The sequence below is a fragment of the Alcaligenes phenolicus genome, assembly GCF_032063905.1.
Taxonomy (GTDB): domain Bacteria; phylum Pseudomonadota; class Gammaproteobacteria; order Burkholderiales; family Burkholderiaceae_B; genus Alcaligenes; species Alcaligenes phenolicus.
On sequence record NZ_DAMBOE010000002.1, the window covers coordinates 80,741 to 102,587 of the forward strand.

The following is a 21,847-nucleotide window of genomic DNA, read 5'->3' on the forward strand; positions in this document are numbered from 1 at the left end:
TCACAAGAAAGCCCTTCAGGCCCTTGGCTTCATCGCCAAAATCCTGAAGGGCTTTTTTATAGCCGACGATCCAGCCAGACTCTTAAGCCACGTGCTGCAAAAAGTCTTTCAAACGTTGGCTAGGTGGATTGCTCAGCAACTCCGCAGGCGGGCCATCGTGCGCCACCCTGCCCTGATCAATAAAGATCAGACGGCTACCCACACGACGCGCAAAATCCATCTCATGCGTCACCACCACCATGGTCATGCCCTCCTCAGCCAGCAACTGCATGACCTTGAGCACTTCCTGACGCAGTTCCGGGTCCAGTGCGGAGGTAGGCTCATCAAACAGCATCAGCTTGGGTTTGATCGCCAAGGCACGAGCAATGGCGACCCGCTGCTGCTGACCACCGGACAGCTCGTTAGGATAATGATTCATACGCTCGGCCAGGCCGACCTTGGCCAGCAGCTCCGTCGCTTCCTCACGCGCCTGAGAGCGGCTGGTGCCACGCGTATGGATAGGCCCGAACATGACGTTTTCCAAAGCGCTCATCTGTGGAAACAGATTGAACTGCTGGAACACCATCCCTGCTTCCCGGCGCAAATCGCGTACCTGAGCGGGCGTGCCATTGACGCTCAAACCATTGACCACGATATCGCCAGCCTGAATGTCTTCCAGCTTGTTGATGCAGCGCAGGAAGGTGGATTTCCCCGATCCGGACGGACCAACCACCACAACCACTTCGCCTTTATCAATATTCAGACTGATATCGTCGAGCACGATATTGTCGCCAAAGCGCTTGGTTACCTTCTTGAACTCGACAATACTCATACAATCCTCATGCGGTGTTCAATAAACTTCAGCGTCAGGGCAATCAGGCTGGTCAGGATCAGGTAGATCACCGCCACCGCTCCCCAAATCTCCACCGAACGGAAGTTGTTCGCAATAATTTCCTGGCCCTGACGGGTCAGCTCGGCAACCCCGATCACAATAAACAGCGAAGAATCCTTCAAGCTGATAATGCATTGATTACCCATGGCGGGAATCATGCGGCGAAACGCCACCGGTCCGATAATGTGGCGCAAGATCTTGTGAAATGGCAGGCCCATGGCCTCTCCGGCCTCTTTCAGGCCCTTGGGCACAGATTGCAAGGCACCACGCACAATCTCGGAAATATAGGCCCCGGAGTTGATCATCAAGGTGAAGATCGCCGCGGTCAGCCCGTCAATTCGGATACTGGCCAGCATGGGCAGCGCGAAGTAGATGAACATCACCTGCACCACGATAGGCGTGCCGCGTATGAACAGCACGTAAAGCTGGCACAGGAAAGAGAGCACATACAACAGATAGCGTCTGAAAAAGCCCAATAGCGACAGAGCGATCAGCGCCTGTATGGAGCTCCAGATCCAGGCTGGCACAAAGCTCAGCCAATTGCTCATCAGCCAGGACAGGCCCTTGAGCGCAAAGCCCAGTGCAAACACGCCCAACACGAACAAGGCGGCTCGGCGCCAGGTGACCGGTACCCGAATATAGGTGGTAATCACCCCGGTCAGAAAACCCAATATAGCGCCACCCACCAAACCCAAAAGGGTAATGAGCAGCGTCATTTTTGTACCTTCCAGAAGGCTGGGTAAAGCCCCCCAGATAGCGTCCCATTCAAAAGTCACAGTGCTACCTTTGTCTTTGAATAAACACCCACAACAGAGCGTCAAAAAATAAAAGCGGTGATCCCGTTACGACACGCGATCACCGCTTGGCATGCGCTTGGCTTTACGCCTGTTTATTCAGGCTGCTTGCCAAACCATTTCTGGTAGATTTTGTCGTAGGTGCCATCAGCACGAATATCTTTCAAAGCCTGGTTCACGACTGGCACCAGTTCGCTGTCCTTGGGAAAGGCAATACCGTAGAAGTCACCACTTTTCACAGCACCAGTGACCTTCACACGATCTTTGCCACCGGTCTGGGCGTAGTACTGTACGTTAGGCGTATCGTGCACCACCGCGTCCACACGGCCGGTTGCCAGCTCCAGGAAAGCATTATCAATATTGGGGAACAGCTTGAGCTTGGCGGTAGGTACCGAGCGCTGCATGAAGTCCACCGTGGCGGTACCGATCTTCACCGCTACAGTCTTGCCTTCCAGATCGGAGGCAGTCTTGATTGCAGAGTTATCGGTGTTGACCAGAATGGCCAGACCGCTTTCGTAGTAAGGATCGGAGAAATCGATCACTTGCTTGCGGTCATCACGAATGGTGATCCCGGCCAGCGCGGCATCCAGATTGCGAGTCTGCAGGCCTGGAATAATGCCGTTGAAGTCCATGGGCTGGAAGCGGTAATTCAGATTGGCCTTCTTGGCGACCGCATCCCACAGGTCGATGTCAAAACCGGTGTATTTACCGTTTTGCTTGAACTCAAAAGGCACAAACGCCGTATCGGTTGCGACCACCAGCTCTTTGCCTTGTTGTGCCAGAGCCTGCCCAGCGGGCAAAGCCAAAGCCAAGGCCAAACCAGCCATCAGGGTTTTCATTTTCTTATTGAACATCCGTTACTCCTCTGTAGGGACTGACCCAAAACCAGCCAGTTCGATGTTTTACCCAAGTCAGCGCAGGCTCATGACCTGCCCCAGCGTTGATCTATCCTACCCGAAGCAGCACAACTGTTTGTATTTAATAGTTTTAAAAAAAGAAAAACCTCGGGAAATCCCGAGGTTTTTTCATACAGCGAGTCGTATCAACACTCAAATTCAGAACGCAGGAACAATAGAACCTTTGTACTTGTCAGCGATGAATTTCTTCACGTCTTCGCTATGCAGAGCCTGGATCAACTTGGCCACACGTGGGTCGTCCTTGGACTTGGCAGCCACAGCGATCAAGTTAGCGTAAGGGGAGTCTGCACCTTCGATAGCCAGAGCATCCTTGGTGGGGTTCAGACCGGCTTCCAGCGCGTAGTTGGTGTTGATCAGGGCGATATCCACATCAGCCAGAACGCGAGGCAAGGTAGCGGCTTCCAGCTCCTTGAACTTCAGCTTCTTGGGGTTCTGATCCACGTCACGCGAGGTTGCCAGGATGTTGGAGGGATCTTTCAGCGTCAGAACGCCGGCTTTTTGCAGCAACAGCAAGGCACGGGCACCGTTGGAAGGATCGTTAGGGATCGCCACCAGTGCGCCTTCTTTCAGCTCGTCCAGGCTCTTGATCTTGGTGGAGTAGGCACCGAAGGGCTCAACGTGAACCACGGCCACCGACACCAGATCGGTTTTGTGTTCTTTGTTGAAGGTATCCAGGTAAGGTTTGTGCTGGAAGAAGTTGGCATCGATGTGGCCGTCAGCAACTTGCTGGTTGGGCTGCACATAATCGGTGAACACCTTGATATCCAGGTTCACACCTTCCTTGGCCAAAGCAGGCTTCACAAACTCCAGCAGTTCGGCGTGCGGCACGGGGGTAGCAGCAACCGACAGGGTCTCGGCAGCTTGGGCCACGCTGGCCAGCAGAGCCGACACGGACAAGGCCAGAACGGGAACAAATTTCTTCAAAGACATGAGCGACTCCAGTTTCAGAAAGGCAAGACTATGACGATAGCTGCCAGGACTTATTTTCGGCTCAAGCGAGCCACCATGGCGTCTCCAAACACCTGCAGGAGTTGCACCAGCACCACCAGGATAGTCACGGTCACCACCATGACATCCGTTTGATATCGTTGATAACCAAAGCGCAAGGCCAGGTCACCCAGGCCACCGCCGCCGATCACACCGGACATGGCCGAATACCCCACCAGCGCAATCGCGGTCACAATCAGGGCCGCCACAATGCCGGTTGTGGCTTCGGGCAGCAAAGCCAGCAAAACGGTCTGACGGGAGTTCGCTCCCATGGCACGGCAGGCCTCATTCACACCGGGGTCCAGTTCACGCAGAACGTTCTCGACCAAACGGGCAAAAAACGGCGCGGCGCTCAAGACCAGAGGCGGAATCGCACCCTGCACCCCCAACGACGTACCAGCCAGAATGCGCGTCAAAGGAATAATGACGATCAGGAGAATCAGGAACGGCACGGACCGCAAAATATTCACGATCAGGGACAAGCTCTGGTAGATCCAGGCATTGTCCAACATCTGCTTGCGGCTGGTCAGAAACAGCAGCACGCCTAATGGCAAACCAATAATTGCGGTAAAGCCCAGCGAAATACCCGTCATCAACAAGGTATCAATCGTGGCCTCACCAATCAGCGCCCAATCCAGGTTGCTAAAGTTCATGGTCGCAATACCTCAAATTGGACATTCAATTCAGTCAGCAAGGCATCCAGCCCTGCTTTAGCCTGCGCATCCCCTTGCACGGCCACGACCAGTTGTCCGTAGGGCTCGGTTTTGATGCGGCCAATGGCTCCCTGCAAGATGCTGACATTCAGCCCCAACTGGCTGGTAATACGGCTGATCAGGGGCTCTGTCGTCGCCACACCGCGCACACTCAGGCGCATGACGCTGCCAGTCACTCCTTCGGCCAGCGCATGCCAGTCATCAGCGTTCACGCCGCTTTCACTAAGCAAGGACTGCGTGGTGGGGTGATGCGGGTGCAGAAACACATCCAGCACTTCGCCACACTCCACAATCTTGCCGGCATCAATCACGGCAACCCGATCACAGACAGAACGAATTACGTCCATGCCGTGGGTAATCAGGACAATCGTCAGCCCCAATTCCTGATTGATCTCGCGCAGCAACCGCAAGATCGACTGGGTGGTTTCCGGATCCAGCGCCGAGGTCGCTTCGTCGCACAGCAAAAGCTGCGGTCGATTGGCCAGGGCACGAGCAATACCGACGCGCTGCTGCTGCCCGCCCGATAACTGACGGGGATACTTATTGGCATGGTCCTTCAAGCCCACCAGCTCCAGCACTTCCAGAGCGCGAGCGTGACGTTGGGCGCGGTCTACCCCTGCCAGGCGCAGAGGAAAACAGACATTATCCAGAACCGTGCGGGAATGAAGCAGATTGAAATGCTGGAACACCATGCCCACGCCTTGTCGGAAAGCGCGCAACTGCGCACCCGAAAAGCGTGTGATGTCCTGATCCTGCACCCAGACCTGGCCTGAACTGGGTTGCTCAAGCAGATTGAGCATGCGGATCAGCGTACTTTTCCCAGCACCCGAGCGACCAATAATACCGAAGACCTCTCCTTGGTGAATCTGCAAGGAAACGTCGTTCAAAGCATGAACGGTCTTGCCTGCCAAGGAATAGGTTTTTGAGATGTGTTCAAGACGAATCAAGATGAACTCAGCCTAGTTAGTCAGTCGAGTTATAAAAGCCTGAGCTGTAAGCGAAATTTACCATAAAGCAAATTTGACTATGACCAGATAGATATAACCCAAGGAAATATTGAAACCATACTGAGGGCTGCACTGTATAGCAAGATTTCCGACCGGCCAATGCGCGGATGTGACCTTGGCTGTGCAAGGCAAGCGCCCAAAGAAAAAGGCCGCTAAGAGCGGCCTTGTTTCTACGTTTCAGTTTAGTGGTGGGTCGTGCGCGACTCGAACGCGCGACCAACGGATTAAAAGTCCGCTGCTCTACCGACTGAGCTAACGACCCCCGACTGAAAGATGAAATTATGGCCTGATTCGAAGGAGCCGTCAAGCACTAAATGCAAAATAATTGGAAAAAAGGCGTTTTTCTTTAAAAAACCTGAAAACAGCGTCTTGCCAAGGCCCCGCCCCTGCCCTTTTCCCTGTTTCAGAAACAAAATCGGAACATCTATCCAGGAGTATTTACTGCTGAAAATAGAAAATGCCTCCCGAGACTGAGGTCAAACCCCAATGCCGGGAGGCATTCAAAGACGATCAGGTTCGTCTAGCACTTAACGGGCACGAGAAATACGGACCTCGGCACCACGGCGTTTGACCTCCAGCCCTTCGGACGGCAGGATCTTCAATCCTTCCAGACCCTTGATGTAGCTGGAACCCTGCATCTGCATGACGCGAATCTTGTTGCGCATCACAACCGGGCTGTGCTCGGGCATGCCAAACATCCAGACCTCATCCAGCAAACGAGCCGAGTTGAACTCGGATGTATGCTTGACCACCGGTCCCAGACACAGCATATGGCCTTCGCGTCCAAAGACCGGCAAGCGATCCAGACCCACAGTCATTTTCAGGGTGGTGCCGCCTTCATAGCGCCAGCCCGTGCTCAGATCCCACCAGGCATCGCCTTCAGGCAGATAGACCTCAACATCCTGACCTGGCTGCAAGACAGGAGCCACCAGCAAGGCAGGACCCAACAAATACTGGGTATCCCACAAGCGAGCCTGGGCATCTGCCGGGAAGCTTTGAGCCATGGAGCGCTGTACCGGCAAGCCAGTACGCACGGCGTCTTCAATAATGCCCAATACATAAGGCACCAGACGGAAACGCCACTCCAGCCAATGAGCAACCTGAGCCTGGGTTTCTTCATCAAACGCATCAGGACGCAAGGCAGGAATACCTTGCAGACTGAAGTTTGCCGAGAAAACCGACATGGCCAACCAACGCAGATACAGTTCTGGCGTCATTTCGCTAGTCGATGCAGCCGCATTACCCCAGCCATGAATCTGGATAGGCACGCCGCTATTACCGGTAGCCAAGGCGGACTTCAAGGATTCAGTCAGACCTGCCCAGGTGTTTTCCACCTGCGGGCCCAACTGCCAGGCAAAGCGCTGGGAAGATGGGCTCAAGTCACGGCTGGCAACCACGCCTTCTTGCGGTGTCTTGTGACCGGCAACAGCGTCAAACAGGGCCTGACGTGCCAGCACAGGGTAAATCGCACGCAACAGGGCGCCCGACTCGCCACCACGGCTGGTGATGGCATCCGGAATATCAAAACGGGCATTGCACAGCACGGCACCCAGACCATCGTCGACCATCTGACGCTGGCGCTCGGTCCACATGCGGAACACGTCTTTGTGGGTCAGGTCCAGCAAACCGTAGTCGCGACCACCGCTTAGCTCATCGCCAGGGAAGACATAGGCGCAGCCGTCGTCATCATTGATAAGCAACCAACCGCGATCTTCCCACTCTTCGAACAAGCTGGTGCCCGCCAGTACGCAAGGACGAGTCCAGGCGGCCAGCTGCAACTGATCATTCTGCAAGGCAGAGAAAGCGTCGCGAGGGTCAGCCATGCGGGCGGCATCCCACTCCAGCGTAGGCTTGTCCTGCTGAAAATCGTAAGGCTCCGGTGGCGGCAAGACGGCCACATCCAGCGCAATACCCTGCTCGCGGCACTGATTGGCCAGCTCACGCAAGGACGTTACATCCTGCGCTTGAGCGCCATCCAGCCACAAGCCCATAGGCGTGACACCGGGCTGACCGGCACGACCCGTCAAGGCCGAGTACTGATTGATGATTTCGCTGGGATCACCCAGGAACAGGAAAAAATCCAGTTCGGCAGCGTGTACACGAGCGCGGTACGCATCCAGGTCTTGCTGACCCAGATCATGTTCAACCCGCTCGAAGGTATTGATGTATAAACCCCAGCCTTGGGTGCTCCAGAGCAAAGGCAGGCTGCGGTCGTCCGGACGATCGGTATCAACCGTTTCCTCGCGGCGGTCCAGTTCGCCCAGGGTTTCGCCCAAACCATACAGGGCGTCTTCCTCGGCCAGGGCCAGAACCAGCTGCCAGCAACTATCGGGCTCTTGCTCGAGCATCAATGGCTGATCGCCACTGCTCAAGAGCAGTTGCTCGCCACGCCGGACTTCAAAGCGCCACGGATTGGCCTGAATGTGCAGGGCAAGCTCGCCCTGCTCAATCCGCCAGCCCGAATCGGCTGCTTCCAGTTGAAATTCGCTGACCGCCTCATGGCGGGCCAGCAGCATATCGCCCAAAGCTTTGGCACGGGTACTGAGCTTTTCATTATCGAGCCGGGTAGCCGGCATACAGCGGAAACGAAAAACACCCGGCGCATGAGCTTCGATGCGCAGCGCAAAATCGGTTTCGACAAAAGCGAAATCGGCCTGGGCCGGTTTCGTCGTCAACAAACTCAGATGATTAAACAATTGTGTCACGTCGTCAGAGTGGAGCGAACGGCACGATGCTGATCGCAGGGTCACGCTCAAGATTACTTAACAAGGCCACTATTTTGACGTATTTGCGCTACAAAGGAAAATGTTGCTTCAAATTTCGCCGAAATAATTCGAAAAATAGGCCTTAGCGAGGTATTAAGGCTTGCTCCAAACGCCGCTCCAAAGGAACGGGTTCCTCCAGACAATAAGCGGCAAACAAACTGGCTGCCAGCAGGCTCCAACTCAAACCACGTGAGCCGTAAGCCGCAGCCATAAACAAACCGGGCAGGCCCGGCACAAAACCCATCACGGGCAAATGATCACTTAAAGCACAGCGCCAACCGGCCCATCCTTGTGCAGGTGTTGCCACCGCCACAGCGGGATTGGCCAGCATGACAGAAACTTTTTCTATATTTTGCTGATGGCCCTGGCGGCTGACCTGGGCAGATTCACCAAAACGTTCGTAGGTGCTACCGATGACTTGCCCCTGCGGGTCTACAGGCAGGATATAGCCCTGACCACTTAAAGTCACTTCACCACGAGTCAAAGCCTGTTCGGCAGACAAATACGTCACCTGCCCGGCCAGACGCTGCATGGCCTCCAGCCGTGGCAGGGGATGCTGGGCCAGGAACTCGTCGGGCAGCAAACTCAGACTTTGGGCTGCCGCGGCTATCACTACACGATTGCTGCTTTCCAGGCGCTCCCCCTGCTGATTGCAGATATCCCACACCCCCGGCTCCAGGCCGGCTCGCAAGGACACCTGCTCTGGCAGGCATTGAATCAAAGGATGATCCAGTAAATAGGCCACCAGTGCGCCGGGATTCACCACCATGCCTTGCGGGAAATACAGGCCCCCGCCTTGCAGCGGCACTCCAGCCAAGGCCGAGCCCTGCTCGCGATCCAGCCATTGCACCCAATCCTGGTCCAAGGCCAAACGCTCCAGCGCCTGCTGAATATCGGCATCACTATTGCCCGCCTGACCAAACACCAAGGTTCCGACTCGACGCGGGCGAGCCGCTTCCGGCAAGTCTTTCCAGCCCTGCCAGGCATGCAGAACAGCATTACGGCTCAAGCGGGCCAAGGGGGCATCATCCAGGGCGAACACGGGGGAGATGGCAGCCAGACGGTGACCTTGATGCGTTGCATCCAGGCCCTTGCTCAGTGCCGGATCACAAACCAGAACAGGCACACCTTTGCGGGCCAACTCCCAGGCACAGGCCGCCCCCGCCAAACCAGCACCAATCACTACCACCCGCCCTTGCTGTGGTGGCAAATTGCTGCGTCGTCCCAGGTGGGGACGCAAGCGAGCGCGAATGGTGCACCACTTGCCCCCGGCACCGGGAACTTTTTCCACTTCAAAACCTACCGAGGCCAGATCACGTCGCACTTGCCCGGCACAGCACCAGGAAGCCGCTGTCGCCCCCGGCGCAGCCAGACGCACCAGTTGCCCCAGGACCGAACGTGACCACATGGAAGGATTGCCACGGGGCGCAAAGCCATCCAGATAAAACGCGTCCGCATGGCATTGCAGCTCACGCATTATGGTTTCGGCTTGCCCAAAGGCCAAGGTCAGTGTGACTCGCCCCCCATCCAGCTCCAACCTGTGTATGCCCGGCACCAGCATGGGCCAGGCTGCCAGCAGTTCCTGGGCTTGAGGCTGCAACTCCTCGGGTAAACGGGCGTACAGAATCGCCAGATCCGCCTGACGGAAAGGATGGGCTTCTACCGAGACAAAATGCAGTCTCTGACTGCGTTCCGTACCCTGACGCCAGGCCTGCCAGGTCGCCAGAAAACTGGCTCCCAGTCCAAAGCCGGTTTCGCAAATCGTGAATTGAGATCGCCCCCGCCAACGCTCGGGCAAACCATTGCCTTGCAGAAACACCCGGCGAGCCTGCCCCAAAGGGCCATCTGCCGGGTGATAGCTATCCTGGTACACCGCACTGACAGGCACACCATGCTCATTGAATTCCAGAACAGCCGGGACCAGAGGCTCAAACGCAGAGGCAGCCATTAATTTTCCTGCCCATAACAACACTCACACACGCTCTAACCCCTTAAACTGGCCTTAATCAAACTGACACCAACAAACACGTACAATGAAAAGTCTCAGCTTCAGACTTTTCTTTTTTAAAACCGGATTGCCATGCCATTGTCACGTTTACCGCTCAGCGCCTGCCTGGACGCTGCTGTTACCGCAGCCCATGCCGCCGCCGCTATTTTACAAGCCTATGCGTCGGACCGTAGCTCTCTGGTGATCAGCAACAAAATGCACAACGATCTGGTGTCGCAAGCCGATCACGAAGCCGAGCAGGCCTGCATCAGTGTGCTGATGGAGCGCACCCCGGACATTGATATCGTGGCCGAGGAAAGCGGCGGCGTGAATACAGGCCGTCCCACCTGGTATATCGACCCGCTGGATGGCACGACCAACTTTCTGCACGGCATCCCCCACTATGCCGTCTCAGTAGCACTGATTGCTCCTGCCGGCACCCAAATGGATAACGGCGTACTGACCCAGGACACCCCGGTCATTGCCGTGGTCTACGACCCCAATCGCGAAGAGCTGTTTACCGCCATGTACGGTGTGGGCGCCTGGTTGAATGGCAGCCGTATTCAGACATCCTCATCGAAAAAACTGGCGGACTCGGTCCTGGCCACAGGCTTTCCTTTCCGCGACTTCTCTTTTTCCGACCAATACATGCCCAGCCTGAACGCCTCCATTACAGGCAGCCGTGGTGTGCGCCGCATGGGTGCCGCCGCACTGGATCTGGCCTGGGTGGCTTGTGGCCGTTACGACGGTTACTGGGAAATGGGCCTGGCCCCTTGGGACGTTGCCGCTGGCACCTTGCTGGTGCGTGAAGCCAAGGGTGTGTGTCAGGACCTGTATCAGGAAGAGCCCTGGCCCGTCAGCGGTCACGTCTACGCAGGCAATGCCCACATTGCCGATGAGTTGCTGGGCATGGTGCGTCCGTCGCTGACACAGCGTCCGACCAAACCCAAGCCTTAACGCCTTATTCGGGGCCAGTTGCCAAACTTCCTGCTCCGATTTTCATCGCCCGATAAAAAAGCGAGCCATTTAAGACGGCTCGCTTTTTTCATGCAGATCAGGTTGCAGGCCAGGTTTAGCAATTTGCTGAATAGTCGCCCCGACCTCCAAACCTCCAAATCAAGCCTGCGCTTCAGTCTTGGCCTCCTCATCCCGCAGGACTCGACGCAAGATCTTGCCCACATTGCTCTTGGGCAGTTCATCCCGGAACTCAATAATGCGTGGCCGCTTGTACGCCGTCAGACGCTCTTTGCACCATTGCTTGATATCGGCTTCAGTCAAGGACGGATTACGCTTGACCACGAACAGCTTGATGCTTTCACCGCTGTGCTCGCTGGGCACCCCCACCGCTGCCACTTCCAGCACATCAGGGTGAGCCGCCACCACGTCTTCAATTTCATTCGGATAGACGTTGAAGCCCGACACCAGAATCATGTCTTTCTTGCGATCCACCAGACGAATACGCCCCTGCTGATCCATGACACCAATATCACCCGTCTTCAAGAAACCATTGGGCGTAAAGACATTGGCGGTTTCCTCTGGCTGATTCCAGTAAGCCGACATAACCTGCGGCCCTTTGACGGCCAGCTCGCCTTGTTCGCCCATGGCAACCGGTTGCCCCTGTTCGTCCAGCAAGAGCACATCGGTTGAAGGCAAGGGAAATCCAATCGTGCCACTGTAATCGCGTGAATCCGTCGAGTTCACCGCCACCACCGGGGAGGTTTCCGACAGACCATAACCTTCAATCAAAGGGCAGCCCGTCACAGCCAGCCAGCGCTCGGCCACGGCTTTTTGCAAGGCGGCACCACCAGCCAGACACAGTTTGAGCTGCGCAAACGGCAAGGTACGGAATTTTTCGTGATTAGCCAGCGCATTGAACAAGGTATTCACTGCTGGAACGACTTCAGGCGGATTGCGTTTCCAGGCCTTGTAAACCGAATTGAGATCGCGCGGATTCATCACCAGCACCATATGCATACCTGCATACATGGCAAACAGACCGCAAACCGTCAGCGCGAAGATGTGATAGAGCGGCAAGGCCACCATCATGGTGTAAGCCGGGCCTTTAAAGTCGCCCAGAGCGGGAAAGCCCACGGCCTCCACCTGCAAGACGTTTGCCATCAAATTGCGCTGGCTAAGCATGGCGCCTTTAGGACGGCCCGTTGTGCCGCCCGTGTATTGCAACAGGGCCAGATCATCCGGTTTGGCGGGCTGACGGCTCAGGCTCAATTTGCTGCCCTGCTCCAGCACGGCCTCCAGACTGTGCGAACCCGGCAAGGAATAAGACGGCACCATGCGTTTCAAATAACGCACGGCGAAATTCACCACGCTGCCCTTGAGCCCCATCAGATCACCCACGGTACTCAACACCACGTGGGCAGGCTTCACATTGTCAGGAACTTGCTGCAGCACATGCGCAAAGGTTTCCAGAATCACAATGACCTGGGCCTGGCTATCGGCCAGTTGGAACTCCAGTTCGCGTTCGGTGTATTGCGGGTTGGTATTGACGCCCACCATGCCCGCCCGCATGGTGCCCAGCAGGCAAATCAGGAAGGGCAAACCATTAGGCAGCATCAGCATCACACGGCTGCCACGCTCCAGCCCCTGTGCCTGTAACCAGGCCGCGAAGGCATCCGCGCTACGGTCCAGATGTTCATAGGAAATGTCATGCCCCATAAAGGTCAGCGCAGTCCTGTCCTTATGCTTTTTCATGGCGGCATCCAGACAATCGATCAAAGTCTGCTCGGCGCCTAACTGAATCTCATGGGGCACGGAGGCCGGATAATGCTCGAGCCAAGGTTTTTGCTGAGTATCCAAGGGCTTGTCACCTAATACGTGTTTATTTATGGTTAACTCTACTCTACTTTATTGTTCAAACCCAAGGACAAGCCCGCATCATGAAGCTGTTTGAACCCATTTCCGCCTGGTCGCATGAAATTGCGGCCATCCGGCGCGATCTCCACACCTACCCCGAACTGGCTTTCGAGGAAACCCGGACGGCCGATCAAGTCGCGTCCTGGCTGGAGAAATGGGATATTCCAGTACATCGTGGCCTGGGCGTGACAGGCGTTGTCGGTATCCTGAAGGGTACGGGCGGCGAGGGTCCATCCGTGGGGCTGCGCGCCGATATGGACGCCCTGCCCATGCAGGAGATGAACGAGTTCGAACACAAAAGCCGTCACGACGGCAAGATGCATGCCTGTGGACACGATGGACATACCGCCATGCTGCTGGGTGCAGCGCGCTACCTGTCCGAGCACCGTGATTTTGCGGGCACCATCTATCTGATTTTCCAGCCTGCCGAGGAAGGTTTTGGCGGCGCACGCGAAATGATCAAGGATGGCTTGTTCACGCTGTTCCCCATGCAAGCTGTATTCGGCCTGCATAACTGGCCCGGCATGCCCGCCGGCACCTTCGGGGTTTTGCCAGGCGGCATGATGGCCTCCAGCAATACCTTTGAAATTCGCATTGAAGGCAAAGGCGCCCATGGAGGCATGCCCCATCTGGGCGTGGACCCCATCATGGCGGCCGTGCAACTGGCGCAAAGTCTGCAAACCATTGTCAGCCGCAATGTGGACCCCCTCGAACCCGTGGTGCTGAGCATTACCCAGATTCATGCCGGCTCTGCCGATAACGTCATTCCCAACGAAGCCGTCATGCGCGGCACGGTACGCACCTTCTCCACCGAAGCCCTGGACCTGGTCGAGACCCGCATGCGCGAACTGTGCGAGCAAAGCTGTGCCGCCCAGGGTTGCAAGGCCGAGTTCGACTTTGACCGCCGCTACCCTCCCACCATCAATAATCCCGAGCAAGCGGCCTTTTGCGCGCAAGTCATCAAGGAGCTGGTCGGCCCCGACAAGCTGCGTCAGGACATCCGCCCTTCCATGGGTGCCGAAGATTTCTCCTTCATGTTGCAAGAAGTCCCCGGCTGCTATGTCTGGCTAGGCAATGGCGATGGCGACCATCGCAGCCAGGGCCACGGCATGGGTCCGTGCATGCTGCACAACGGCAGCTACGACTTCAACGACGCCCTGATTCCTATTGGTGCCAGCTACTGGGCCAAACTGGCTTTGGACTGGCTGGCACAACACCGTTGATGCTTTAACAAATGTTTCATAGCGGGGTCAAAGCTTGCCGTTACAATGGCAGGTTCTATTGTTGACGGCGTGCGCTCCGCGCGACGGGCATCTGTCCCACCACCCTTTCTTCCTATACGGGAGTATTTGTGACTACTTCAAGCAACATCTCTTCGCTCCCGGACGGAGCCCCCACCCTGCGCGTCATGCCCATGCCCACAGACGCCAATATTCACGGTGACGTGTTTGGTGGCTGGATCATGTCCCAGGTGGACATTGCCGGAGCGATTCCTGCAACACGACGCGCCCAAGGCCGGGTTGCCACCATTTCCGTGAATGCCTTCACCTTCAAGCAGCCCGTGTTTGTGGGTGATTTGCTCAGTTTCTACACAGAAATCATCAAAACAGGCCGCACCTCCATTACGGTTTCGGTGGAAGTGTATGCAGAACGCAAACGCCTGCAACTTGAAACGGTCAAGGTAACGGAAGCCACGCTTACCTATGTGGCTACCGATGACGAGCGCCGCAGCCGCCCGCTGCCCCCTCTCTAAGTATTCGTGACAGGCAGGCCTATGCAGGAAAACCTGGTACCCCCTACTTCGCCCAGTGACACTCCCAAGCCACGCCGCCTGGAGCCCGAGGATGCGCAGCAGGCACTTTATCGCCTGAAAAACATCCTCAAGCGCCAGGAAGTGGTGGAATCGCTGGCCCAGCGCCAGTTCGAGGACGACGACCGCTCCAACCTGCTTGAGGGCTTGATCCATCGCCAGCATGAAAGCGAGATCAAGGCCATACTGAACGATCTGCACCCGGCCGACATTGCCTTCATTCTGGAGTCCTTGCCCGAGCTGGAGCGCCAGGCCATCTGGCAATTGGTGGATGCCGAGCATGACGCCGACGTGCTGCTGGAAGTGGCGGACTGGGCACGTGAATCCCTGATTCGTTCCATGGACGCCGCGGACCTGATCGCGGCCGCCGGCAATATGGATGCCGACGAAATTGCCGATCTGGTCCCCGACCTGCCGCCCGATGTGGTGGCCGCCGTACAGCGCGGCCTGACGGACGAGGAACGTGCACAGCTGATCGAAGCCATGGGCTACCCCGAAGACACCGTGGGCGCCATCATGGACTTTGACATGGTGCGCGTGCGCGAGGATGTCACCCTGGAAGTGGTCCTGCGTTACCTGCGTCGTTTGCAGGAACTGCCAGACCACACTGACCAGATTTTCGTGGTGGACCGGGCCGATAAACTGCAAGGCACACTGTCCCTGACCCGCATGTTGGTCAGCGAGCCTGAAACCCTGGTGTCCTCTGTCATGTCCACCGACTATCTGACTCTGAATCCACTGGATTCGGACTCGGATGCGGCCGGGGCCTTTGAGCGTTATGACCTGGTTTCTGCTCCTGTGGTGGACGATATTGGCCGCCTGATTGGCCGAGTCACCATTGACGAAGTGGTGGACGTGCTGCAAGAAGACTCGGAAGAACAGGCCCTGTCTCGTGCCGGTCTGCAAGAGGACGACATTTTCTCGCCCATCCGTACGGCTATCCGCAACCGGGCCCCCTGGCTACTGATCAACCTCTGTACGGCAGCAACAGCCTCCTTCATTGCCTCGCGCTTTGAGGACACCGTCAGCCACATCGTGATTCTGGCTTTCCTGATGTCGATTGTGGCCGGTATTGGTGGCAACTCCGGCAACCAGACCATGACCATGATCATTCGTGCCATTGCCACCGGCCGAGTCACAGGTTCCAACGTGCTGCCATTGATCAAGCGCGAACTGCTGGTGACCTTTCTGGTTGGTGTCTGTGGCAGCGCGGTAACGGCATTCTTTGCCTGGTTTATCTCCGGCTCGATCGCCATTGCTGCCGTGATGATGGCCGCCATGATCGGCAATATGCTGATTGGCGCGGCGCTGGGCGTGATGATCCCGATTTTGCGTGATCGCTTTGGCAATGACCCGGCTGTGGGTTCCTCAGTATTGCTGACCTTTGCGACGGACTCGCTGGGTTTCTTGCTGTTCCTGGGGCTGGCGACGGTGTTCTTGCTGTAAATCACCTGCAGGCATGATTAAAAAAACCGGCTTCTGGCCGGTTTTTTTATTTCTGCATCAAAGGGAGTCAGTCGTCTTTTTTAATCTTTTAGCCTCAGAGAACCTGAAAATCCGAACACTGGAACATCTAAATATCGGGGCGTTGGCCCGTTGATCCGTTGGATTTCAGTATGTTTGCTTTATCCTGTTAAGCACAAGCTCTCTACCTTTTCCCGGGGAAAAATGTGGAAGCCAATCTCAGAAGTTGCTGCAAACTCAAACACGAGCACCAAACCGTCCTTCCAAACAACTAAGAGCGTGAGGACGACTGTCGGGCCTCTTCCAAGAACACTTCCAGACTCTCCTGTGTCCCCACGGCCTGAGCTCTTTGCAAAGACTCGGTCTGCGCCGTGTGCTCAAAAAAATCCAGTACGCCATTGGTCACTCGCGGCGCAATGCCTGCCAGCTCCAGCTGACGACGCACTTGCAGAACCTCGTCACGGCGGCGCACACCATGCACCAGATGGCTACGCAGGCAGGACTCCATGAAGTCCTGCAAGCCCCGCTGATTCAAATCCTCCAGGACTTCATGCAGCTCGGCCCGCAAACCCATGCGTTCAGCCAGCATCAGGTTTTCAATCCCCAAGGCCTCCAGCCCCTTGGTCATCAGACTGCGCAGCAGCTTCAAGCGCATTGCGTCCCCCGCCTGTCCCGGCAAGATACGCACAGGAGCGCCCTGAGCCTGCCAGAACGCCGCAGCCCTGCCTGCCCCTTGCCCTGCCGCTAACAAAGCCGTCTGAGCGCCTGTAGAAGGCACAGAGCCCATAATTGCCAGGTCAGCCAGCTCGATTCCATGCTGTCGCGCCAAAGCGTCCATGCTCTCCATGTCCTGGGGCTCGGCCGTACACAAATCCATGTACAGCGTCCCCGCTGACAAATGCGGCATGACGGCCCTGGCCACCACATCTGCCTGCGTTCCCGTCACTGCCGACAACACGCTATCAAGACTCTGCCAGCCCGTATCCGCCTGCAAGCACAGTTGCGCTCCCAACTGCTGCGCCAGTTCGCTGGCTGCGGCACTTTCCCGGCGCACCAGGATAAACGGCACCTGCACACCAGCCGACTTCAAGGCAGCACCATAAAAACGCGCGACTTCGCCCGCCCCGATCAAGGCAACACGATGCAATAAGGGAGATGTTGTCATAGAAAAAACACACAGAAGAAACGATCAGCTGCAGCCTTTAGCACCAAGCTGCGCCCTGTAGCTTACAGGGAAAAACGGCCCTGCATGAGCGGGATATAGCCATTCAGAGATCAGTTCGCAGCAACAAAGCTGGCATCCAAGAAAAAACCCCATGTGCCAGGGGCTCATGGGGTTTGATCTCGCAGCCTGCCGGCTGGGCAGCTTGAGTCAGAATCAGTTCAAGCGGCCATGGCACTGCTTGTACTTCTTGCCGCTGCCGCATGGGCAAGGATCGTTACGGCCTACGCGTGGCACTTCGCCCTTGGCCGCTTCGTCCAGACCGGGATCTTCACCGCTCAAGGCAGCATCGTAGTCCGAATGATGGAAACGGACATTGGAATTGGCAGGAACCTCAACCGCGGCTTCCTCGACCTGCTCCGGAGTCTGGATGCGCACGGTCATCAGCACTTTGACCACTTCATCACGCACACGATCCAGCATGTCGGAGAACAGCTCGAAAGCTTCGCGCTTGTATTCCTGTTTGGGGTCTTTCTGGGCGTACCCACGCAGATGAATCCCCTGACGCAGGTGATCCAGAGCCTGCAAATGGCCACGCCATTGCGTATCAATGGACTGCAAGAGCACGGAACGCTCGAAGTTGCCCCAGTTAGGCTGACCCACCAGATCAATCTTGGCTTGCAGCAGACGCTGGGATTCTTCGATAACGCGATCATGCAAATCGTCGTCGGTCAGATTGGATTCTTTCTCCAGCATTTCAGCCAAAGGCAGCTCAATCTGGAAGGTGCTCTGCAAAGCGGTGGTCAGGCCGGGAATATCCCATTGCTCTTCCATGGTGTCTTGCGGCACGTATTCACGGAACAGACGGCTGACGGCGGCTTCGCGCAGGCTGCTGATCGTGTCGGAAATATCAGCCGACTCCAGCACTTCATTACGCTGAGCATAGATCACCTTGCGCTGATCGTTGGCCACGTCATCGTACTGCAGCAGCTGTTTACGAATATCGAAGTTGCGGGCCTCGACCTTGCGCTGAGCGGATTCGATGGAACGAGTCACCATGCGGGCTTCGATAGGCTCGCCTTCTGGCAAGCGCAGACGCTCCATGATGGCGCGCACACGATCACCGGCGAAGATGCGCATCAGCGAATCTTCCAGCGACAGGTAGAAACGCGAGGAACCTGGGTCACCCTGACGACCGGCACGACCACGCAGCTGGTTGTCGATACGGCGGGATTCGTGACGCTCGGTACCAATAATGCGCAAACCACCAGCCTGTTTGACCTGCTGGTTCAGTGGCTCCCATGCAGCGCGGATAGCCTGGATCTTGGCTTCTTTTTGCTCTGCACTCAGGGACTCGTCTTCACGCACCTGAGAAATTGCACGTTCGATGCTGCCACCCAAGACAATGTCCGTACCACGACCGGCCATATTGGTGGCGATGGTCACGTGACCGGGCATACCAGCTTCAGCCACGATGTCGGCTTCACGGGCGTGTTGCTTGGCGTTCAGCACCTCGTGCTTGACGCCAGCGGCATTCAGGCGTGTGGAAATCAGCTCGGAGTTTTCAATGCTGGTGGTACCCACCAGTACAGGCTGACCACGCTCGTGGCAGTCCTGAATGTCTTTCAGAATGGCATTGAACTTCTCGTCATCGGTTTTGAAGACCTGGTCGTTTTGGTCCTTACGGGCCAGCGGACGATTCGGTGGAATGATGACGGTTTCAAGACTATAGATTTCCTGGAACTCGTAGGCTTCCGTATCTGCTGTACCGGTCATGCCAGCCAGCTTGTCATACATACGGAAGTAGTTCTGGAAAGTAATCGACGCCAGCGTCTGGTTTTCGTTCTGGATGCGAACGCCTTCCTTGGCTTCCACAGCCTGGTGCAAGCCATCGGACCAGCGGCGACCGGCCATCAAACGGCCAGTGAATTCGTCCACAATCACCACTTCGCCGTCCTGGACCACGTATTGCTGGTCGCGGAAGAAAAGGTTGTGGGCGCGCAGAGCGACCATCAGGTGGTGCATCAGGGAAATGTGGCGTGGCTCGTACAGCGACTCGCCTTCGGGAAGCAGACCGATTTCGGTCAGGATCTGCTCGGCACGTTCGTGACCGGCTTCGGAAATATGAACCTGCTGGCCTTTTTCATCGACCCAGAAGTCGCCTTCGGGTTCGGGCTCGTGTGGACGAGGCTCTTGCGTCATGCGGGTCAGCATGGGCGGAACCACGTTCATGCGCACGTACAGCTCGGTATTGTCTTCGGCCTGGCCGGAGATAATCAGCGGGGTACGGGCTTCGTCGATCAGGATGGAGTCAACTTCGTCGACAATCGCGTAGGACAAACCGCGCTGGCGGCGATCCTCGGCGCGGTATTCCATATTGTCGCGCAGGTAGTCAAAACCAAATTCGTTATTGGTACCGTAGGTAATGTCAGCCTGGTAGGCAGCAATCTTTTCGGCATTGTCTTGCTGGGGAACTACGACGCCCACGCTCAGACCCAGGAAGTTGTACAGACGCCCCATCCAGTTCGCATCGCGTCGAGCCAGGTAATCGTTGACGGTCACCACGTGCACGCCTTTGCCGGACAGTGCATTCAGGTACACGGCCAAAGTCGCGGTCAGGGTTTTACCCTCACCCGTACGCATTTCGGAAATCTTGCCGTTGTGCAAGGCAATGGCACCGAGCATCTGCACGTCAAAGTGGCGCATGCCAAATACACGGACACCCGCCTCGCGCACTACAGCAAAAGCCTCGGGCAGGAGCGAATTAAGCGAGGCGCCATCCTGAACACGTTGGCGCAGCTCCTGCGTCTTGGCTGCCAAGGCCTCGTCGCTCAGGCCCTGAATAGTAGGCTCAAGAGCATTAATCTGGGCGACCTGCTTACGGTACTGTTTGAGCAGTCGGTCGTTACGACTGCCAATAAGCTTTTTCAGCAATGAAACCATTCTTGTGTCGTCAATGTAGGCGAGGCCGCAAGGGCTTGAATCTGTGCCTCGAGCCTATCTCTGGTTAAAAGGGATGCGCAAGCAAACAATCAGTTTAACGCACATGCTGCAAGACGGAACTACTTGTCCGAATCCAATTGCGCGATCTGCTGTTCTACATACTCACGCGCCGGCAGAAAAAGCTTGGGATCCAGAGCATGTCCGGCCATGCGCACTTCAAAGTGCAGGTGCGAGCCTGTGGACTGCCCAGTAGATCCGACACGGGCGATCAACTGCCCTTTTTCTACTACGTCGCCTAATTTAACAACGATTGATGACGCATGGGCGTATCGCGTGCTCATGCCATTGCCGTGATTGATTTCTACCAGCTTGCCGTAACCTGTCATATAGCGGGCTTCCGATACCACCCCACCGGATGCGGCATAGATAGGCGTCCCCTTGGGTGCTGGAAAGTCCAAACCTTCGTGCAAGGCATGACGGCCCGAAATCGGGTGACGACGCCAGCCAAAGGAGGAGGCCACCTCGTCATAATCCACCGGACGGTAATTGGGCAGACGGGCTTCGTTGCCGGTACGCTCGGTCAGCACGGAGTCCAGCATCTGAAACCAGTCCTGTTGCTCGGACATCTGTTTGGCCAGATTATCCAGCTGCTCGCCCAGACGGTCGGCGTTCCAGACAAGGTCGGCTCCATCCATGCTATCCATGACGGCCAGATCCTGCACGGGCATGGCACCGGCCAGCTCCGGATCGGTGTACTCAATGCCGGCCGCCTTGGCCACGCGCTTGCTGACACCATCCATCTCGATCAGTTTGGCCTGCAAACCGCCGACTTTTTCGGCCAGGCGGGTAACGTTGTCCTGCATGGCAGCGGCCTGGCTTTGGGCCATGTCCGCATCCAGCGACACGCCCCCGCGTTCACCCCAGTGCGACTGCACCAGAGCTCCCGCCGCTGCGGAAACGCCCAGCGATACCAGAGCCACCAGGGCGATCACCGTGCGGCGCACCCCTTTGGCTTTGGCATCTAAGGACGTATAGTCTTTATGTTGATCCACTCTCGTATAACCTCGAACATGTCCTGGAAGCCTCCTTTTTCCTCATCCGCGCCAAAACGCAGTAGCGGGCAAAGCCACGCTTTGGGTTGGCTGGCCAGCGACCAGCAAGGTTCCCAGGTACTGGAAATGGCCCGGCAGCTGATGGCGGCGCAGACCCATGTAAGCAAAGCCTTGCCACCTGCTTTGGGCAAGGCTTGTAAAGTAGCCCGTATAGACAGACAGCAATTGACGCTGGCAGTTCCCAGCGCCGCACATGCGGCCAAGCTGCGTCAGCTGTTGCCCACTGTCACACGGCAGATGAATGCCGCTGGCTGGAACATTAGCGAGACGCTGGTGCACGTGCAAGCCCATTTGTTTGCAGCTGTGACAGAAAAGCCCGCACGCCAGGTACAAGTCCTGGACGAACGGGCCTTGGAATCATTTGAAAAGCTGCATGACTCATTGCCGCAAGGTCCCTTGGCGCAAGCCATCGAACGCTTGTTGCGTCATCATCGCGGCTAAGCA

At 56.6% G+C, this 21,847-nt stretch carries 17 protein-coding genes and 1 tRNA gene; 5 read left to right on the forward strand and 13 right to left on the reverse strand.

All coding sequences use genetic code 11. The features are described 5' to 3' along the window. Window positions 1–82 precede the first annotated feature (82 nt). From glnQ to mnmC, 9 genes are all read right to left on the reverse strand, one after another. Window positions 83–811 (reverse strand): glutamine ABC transporter ATP-binding protein GlnQ, encoded by a 729-nt coding sequence (gene glnQ, locus U2949_RS03755; protein WP_009454997.1) that lies wholly within the window; start codon window positions 809–811, stop codon window positions 83–85. Beyond that, entirely contained in the window at window positions 808–1,587 is a 780-nt protein-coding gene (locus U2949_RS03760; RefSeq protein ID WP_022983464.1) for an ABC transporter permease subunit, read from the reverse strand. The genes glnQ and U2949_RS03760 overlap by 4 nt, the downstream gene beginning before the upstream one ends. A gap of 173 nt (window positions 1,588–1,760) precedes the next feature. Further along, complete coding sequence (gene glnH, locus U2949_RS03765; protein ID WP_373568170.1) at window positions 1,761–2,492, reverse strand: glutamine ABC transporter substrate-binding protein GlnH; 732 nt, start codon at window positions 2,490–2,492, stop codon at window positions 1,761–1,763. Between the two features lie 228 nt (window positions 2,493–2,720). Beyond that, a complete protein-coding gene (locus U2949_RS03770) occupies window positions 2,721–3,512 on the reverse strand; it encodes a MetQ/NlpA family ABC transporter substrate-binding protein (RefSeq protein WP_009455007.1) in 792 nt (263 codons plus the stop codon). Window positions 3,513–3,562: 50 nt separating this feature from the next. After that, on the reverse strand, window positions 3,563–4,222 hold the full coding sequence (locus U2949_RS03775; RefSeq protein ID WP_022983463.1) for a methionine ABC transporter permease: 660 nt from the start codon (window positions 4,220–4,222) through the stop codon (window positions 3,563–3,565). Beyond that, window positions 4,219–5,229, reverse strand: a complete 1,011-nt coding sequence (locus U2949_RS03780) for a methionine ABC transporter ATP-binding protein (protein WP_247965900.1) — start codon at window positions 5,227–5,229, stop codon at window positions 4,219–4,221. Before U2949_RS03780 ends, U2949_RS03775 begins: the two co-directional genes overlap by 4 nt. A gap of 246 nt (window positions 5,230–5,475) precedes the next feature. Beyond that, a tRNA-Lys gene (locus tag U2949_RS03785) sits at window positions 5,476–5,551 on the reverse strand. Between the two features lie 265 nt (window positions 5,552–5,816). Further along, window positions 5,817–7,985 (reverse strand): glycoside hydrolase family 31 protein, encoded by a 2,169-nt coding sequence (locus tag U2949_RS03790; protein WP_257723777.1) that lies wholly within the window; start codon window positions 7,983–7,985, stop codon window positions 5,817–5,819. A gap of 151 nt (window positions 7,986–8,136) precedes the next feature. Beyond that, a complete protein-coding gene (gene mnmC / locus U2949_RS03795; protein ID WP_026485186.1) occupies window positions 8,137–10,002 on the reverse strand; it encodes a bifunctional tRNA (5-methylaminomethyl-2-thiouridine)(34)-methyltransferase MnmC2/FAD-dependent 5-carboxymethylaminomethyl-2-thiouridine(34) oxidoreductase MnmC1 in 1,866 nt (621 codons plus the stop codon). Window positions 10,003–10,134: 132 nt separating this feature from the next. Here mnmC and U2949_RS03800 point away from each other — a divergent pair, with 132 nt between their 5' ends. Further along, window positions 10,135–10,998 (forward strand): inositol monophosphatase family protein, encoded by an 864-nt coding sequence (locus tag U2949_RS03800; RefSeq protein ID WP_009455018.1) that lies wholly within the window; start codon window positions 10,135–10,137, stop codon window positions 10,996–10,998. 159 nt (window positions 10,999–11,157) lie between these two features. Here U2949_RS03800 and U2949_RS03805 read toward each other — a convergent pair whose 3' ends face one another. After that, entirely contained in the window at window positions 11,158–12,855 is a 1,698-nt protein-coding gene (locus U2949_RS03805; protein WP_026485185.1) for an AMP-binding protein, read from the reverse strand. Window positions 12,856–12,935: 80 nt separating this feature from the next. On the opposite strand from U2949_RS03805, the gene U2949_RS03810 reads away from it, so the two are divergent. The 3 genes from U2949_RS03810 to mgtE all read left to right on the forward strand — a co-directional run bounded on the left by U2949_RS03810 (window position 12,936) and on the right by mgtE (window position 16,168). Further along, window positions 12,936–14,135: a M20 aminoacylase family protein gene (locus tag U2949_RS03810; RefSeq protein WP_321286258.1), complete on the forward strand. Its 1,200-nt coding sequence runs from the start codon at window positions 12,936–12,938 to the stop codon at window positions 14,133–14,135. Between the two features lie 185 nt (window positions 14,136–14,320). After that, window positions 14,321–14,665: an acyl-CoA thioesterase gene (locus U2949_RS03815; protein WP_003803527.1), complete on the forward strand. Its 345-nt coding sequence runs from the start codon at window positions 14,321–14,323 to the stop codon at window positions 14,663–14,665. Between the two features lie 21 nt (window positions 14,666–14,686). Further along, window positions 14,687–16,168 carry a magnesium transporter gene (mgtE, locus tag U2949_RS03820; RefSeq protein WP_026485182.1) on the forward strand — a complete coding sequence of 494 codons (1,482 nt, stop codon included), beginning with the start codon at window positions 14,687–14,689 and terminating at the stop codon, window positions 16,166–16,168. Between the two features lie 289 nt (window positions 16,169–16,457). Here mgtE and U2949_RS03825 read toward each other — a convergent pair whose 3' ends face one another. From U2949_RS03825 to U2949_RS03835, 3 genes are all read right to left on the reverse strand, one after another. After that, window positions 16,458–17,351, reverse strand: coding sequence for an NAD(P)-binding domain-containing protein (locus tag U2949_RS03825; protein WP_257723780.1), 894 nt, complete (start codon window positions 17,349–17,351; stop codon window positions 16,458–16,460). Between the two features lie 213 nt (window positions 17,352–17,564). After that, window positions 17,565–20,291: a preprotein translocase subunit SecA gene (gene secA, locus U2949_RS03830; protein ID WP_257723781.1), complete on the reverse strand. Its 2,727-nt coding sequence runs from the start codon at window positions 20,289–20,291 to the stop codon at window positions 17,565–17,567. Window positions 20,292–20,410: 119 nt separating this feature from the next. Then, window positions 20,411–21,343 (reverse strand): M23 family metallopeptidase, encoded by a 933-nt coding sequence (locus tag U2949_RS03835; protein WP_009455033.1) that lies wholly within the window; start codon window positions 21,341–21,343, stop codon window positions 20,411–20,413. An 18-nt stretch (window positions 21,344–21,361) separates the two neighbouring features. Between U2949_RS03835 and U2949_RS03840 the strand changes: the two genes are divergently transcribed. Then, window positions 21,362–21,844, forward strand: a complete 483-nt coding sequence (locus U2949_RS03840; RefSeq protein WP_257723783.1) for a DUF721 domain-containing protein — start codon at window positions 21,362–21,364, stop codon at window positions 21,842–21,844. Window positions 21,845–21,847 lie beyond the last annotated feature (3 nt).

What these genes read in the sequence shown, in the direction of transcription:
- U2949_RS03760 (WP_022983464.1), bottom strand. Translation starts at nt 1,587, where the DNA reads ATGACGCTGCTCATTACCCTTTTGGGTTTGGTGGGTGGCGCTATATTG.
- U2949_RS03810 (WP_321286258.1), top strand. Translation starts at nt 12,936, where the DNA reads ATGAAGCTGTTTGAACCCATTTCCGCCTGGTCGCATGAAATTGCGGCC.
- U2949_RS03770 (WP_009455007.1), bottom strand. Translation starts at nt 3,512, where the DNA reads ATGTCTTTGAAGAAATTTGTTCCCGTTCTGGCCTTGTCCGTGTCGGCT.
- glnQ (WP_009454997.1), bottom strand. Translation starts at nt 811, where the DNA reads ATGAGTATTGTCGAGTTCAAGAAGGTAACCAAGCGCTTTGGCGACAAT.
- mgtE (WP_026485182.1), top strand. Translation starts at nt 14,687, where the DNA reads ATGCAGGAAAACCTGGTACCCCCTACTTCGCCCAGTGACACTCCCAAG.
- U2949_RS03800 (WP_009455018.1), top strand. Translation starts at nt 10,135, where the DNA reads ATGCCATTGTCACGTTTACCGCTCAGCGCCTGCCTGGACGCTGCTGTT.
- U2949_RS03840 (WP_257723783.1), top strand. Translation starts at nt 21,362, where the DNA reads ATGTCCTGGAAGCCTCCTTTTTCCTCATCCGCGCCAAAACGCAGTAGC.
- U2949_RS03775 (WP_022983463.1), bottom strand. Translation starts at nt 4,222, where the DNA reads ATGAACTTTAGCAACCTGGATTGGGCGCTGATTGGTGAGGCCACGATT.
- secA (WP_257723781.1), bottom strand. Translation starts at nt 20,291, where the DNA reads ATGGTTTCATTGCTGAAAAAGCTTATTGGCAGTCGTAACGACCGACTG.
- U2949_RS03815 (WP_003803527.1), top strand. Translation starts at nt 14,321, where the DNA reads ATGCCCATGCCCACAGACGCCAATATTCACGGTGACGTGTTTGGTGGC.
- U2949_RS03825 (WP_257723780.1), bottom strand. Translation starts at nt 17,351, where the DNA reads ATGACAACATCTCCCTTATTGCATCGTGTTGCCTTGATCGGGGCGGGC.
- glnH (WP_373568170.1), bottom strand. Translation starts at nt 2,492, where the DNA reads ATGGCTGGTTTGGCCTTGGCTTTGGCTTTGCCCGCTGGGCAGGCTCTG.
- mnmC (WP_026485186.1), bottom strand. Translation starts at nt 10,002, where the DNA reads ATGGCTGCCTCTGCGTTTGAGCCTCTGGTCCCGGCTGTTCTGGAATTC.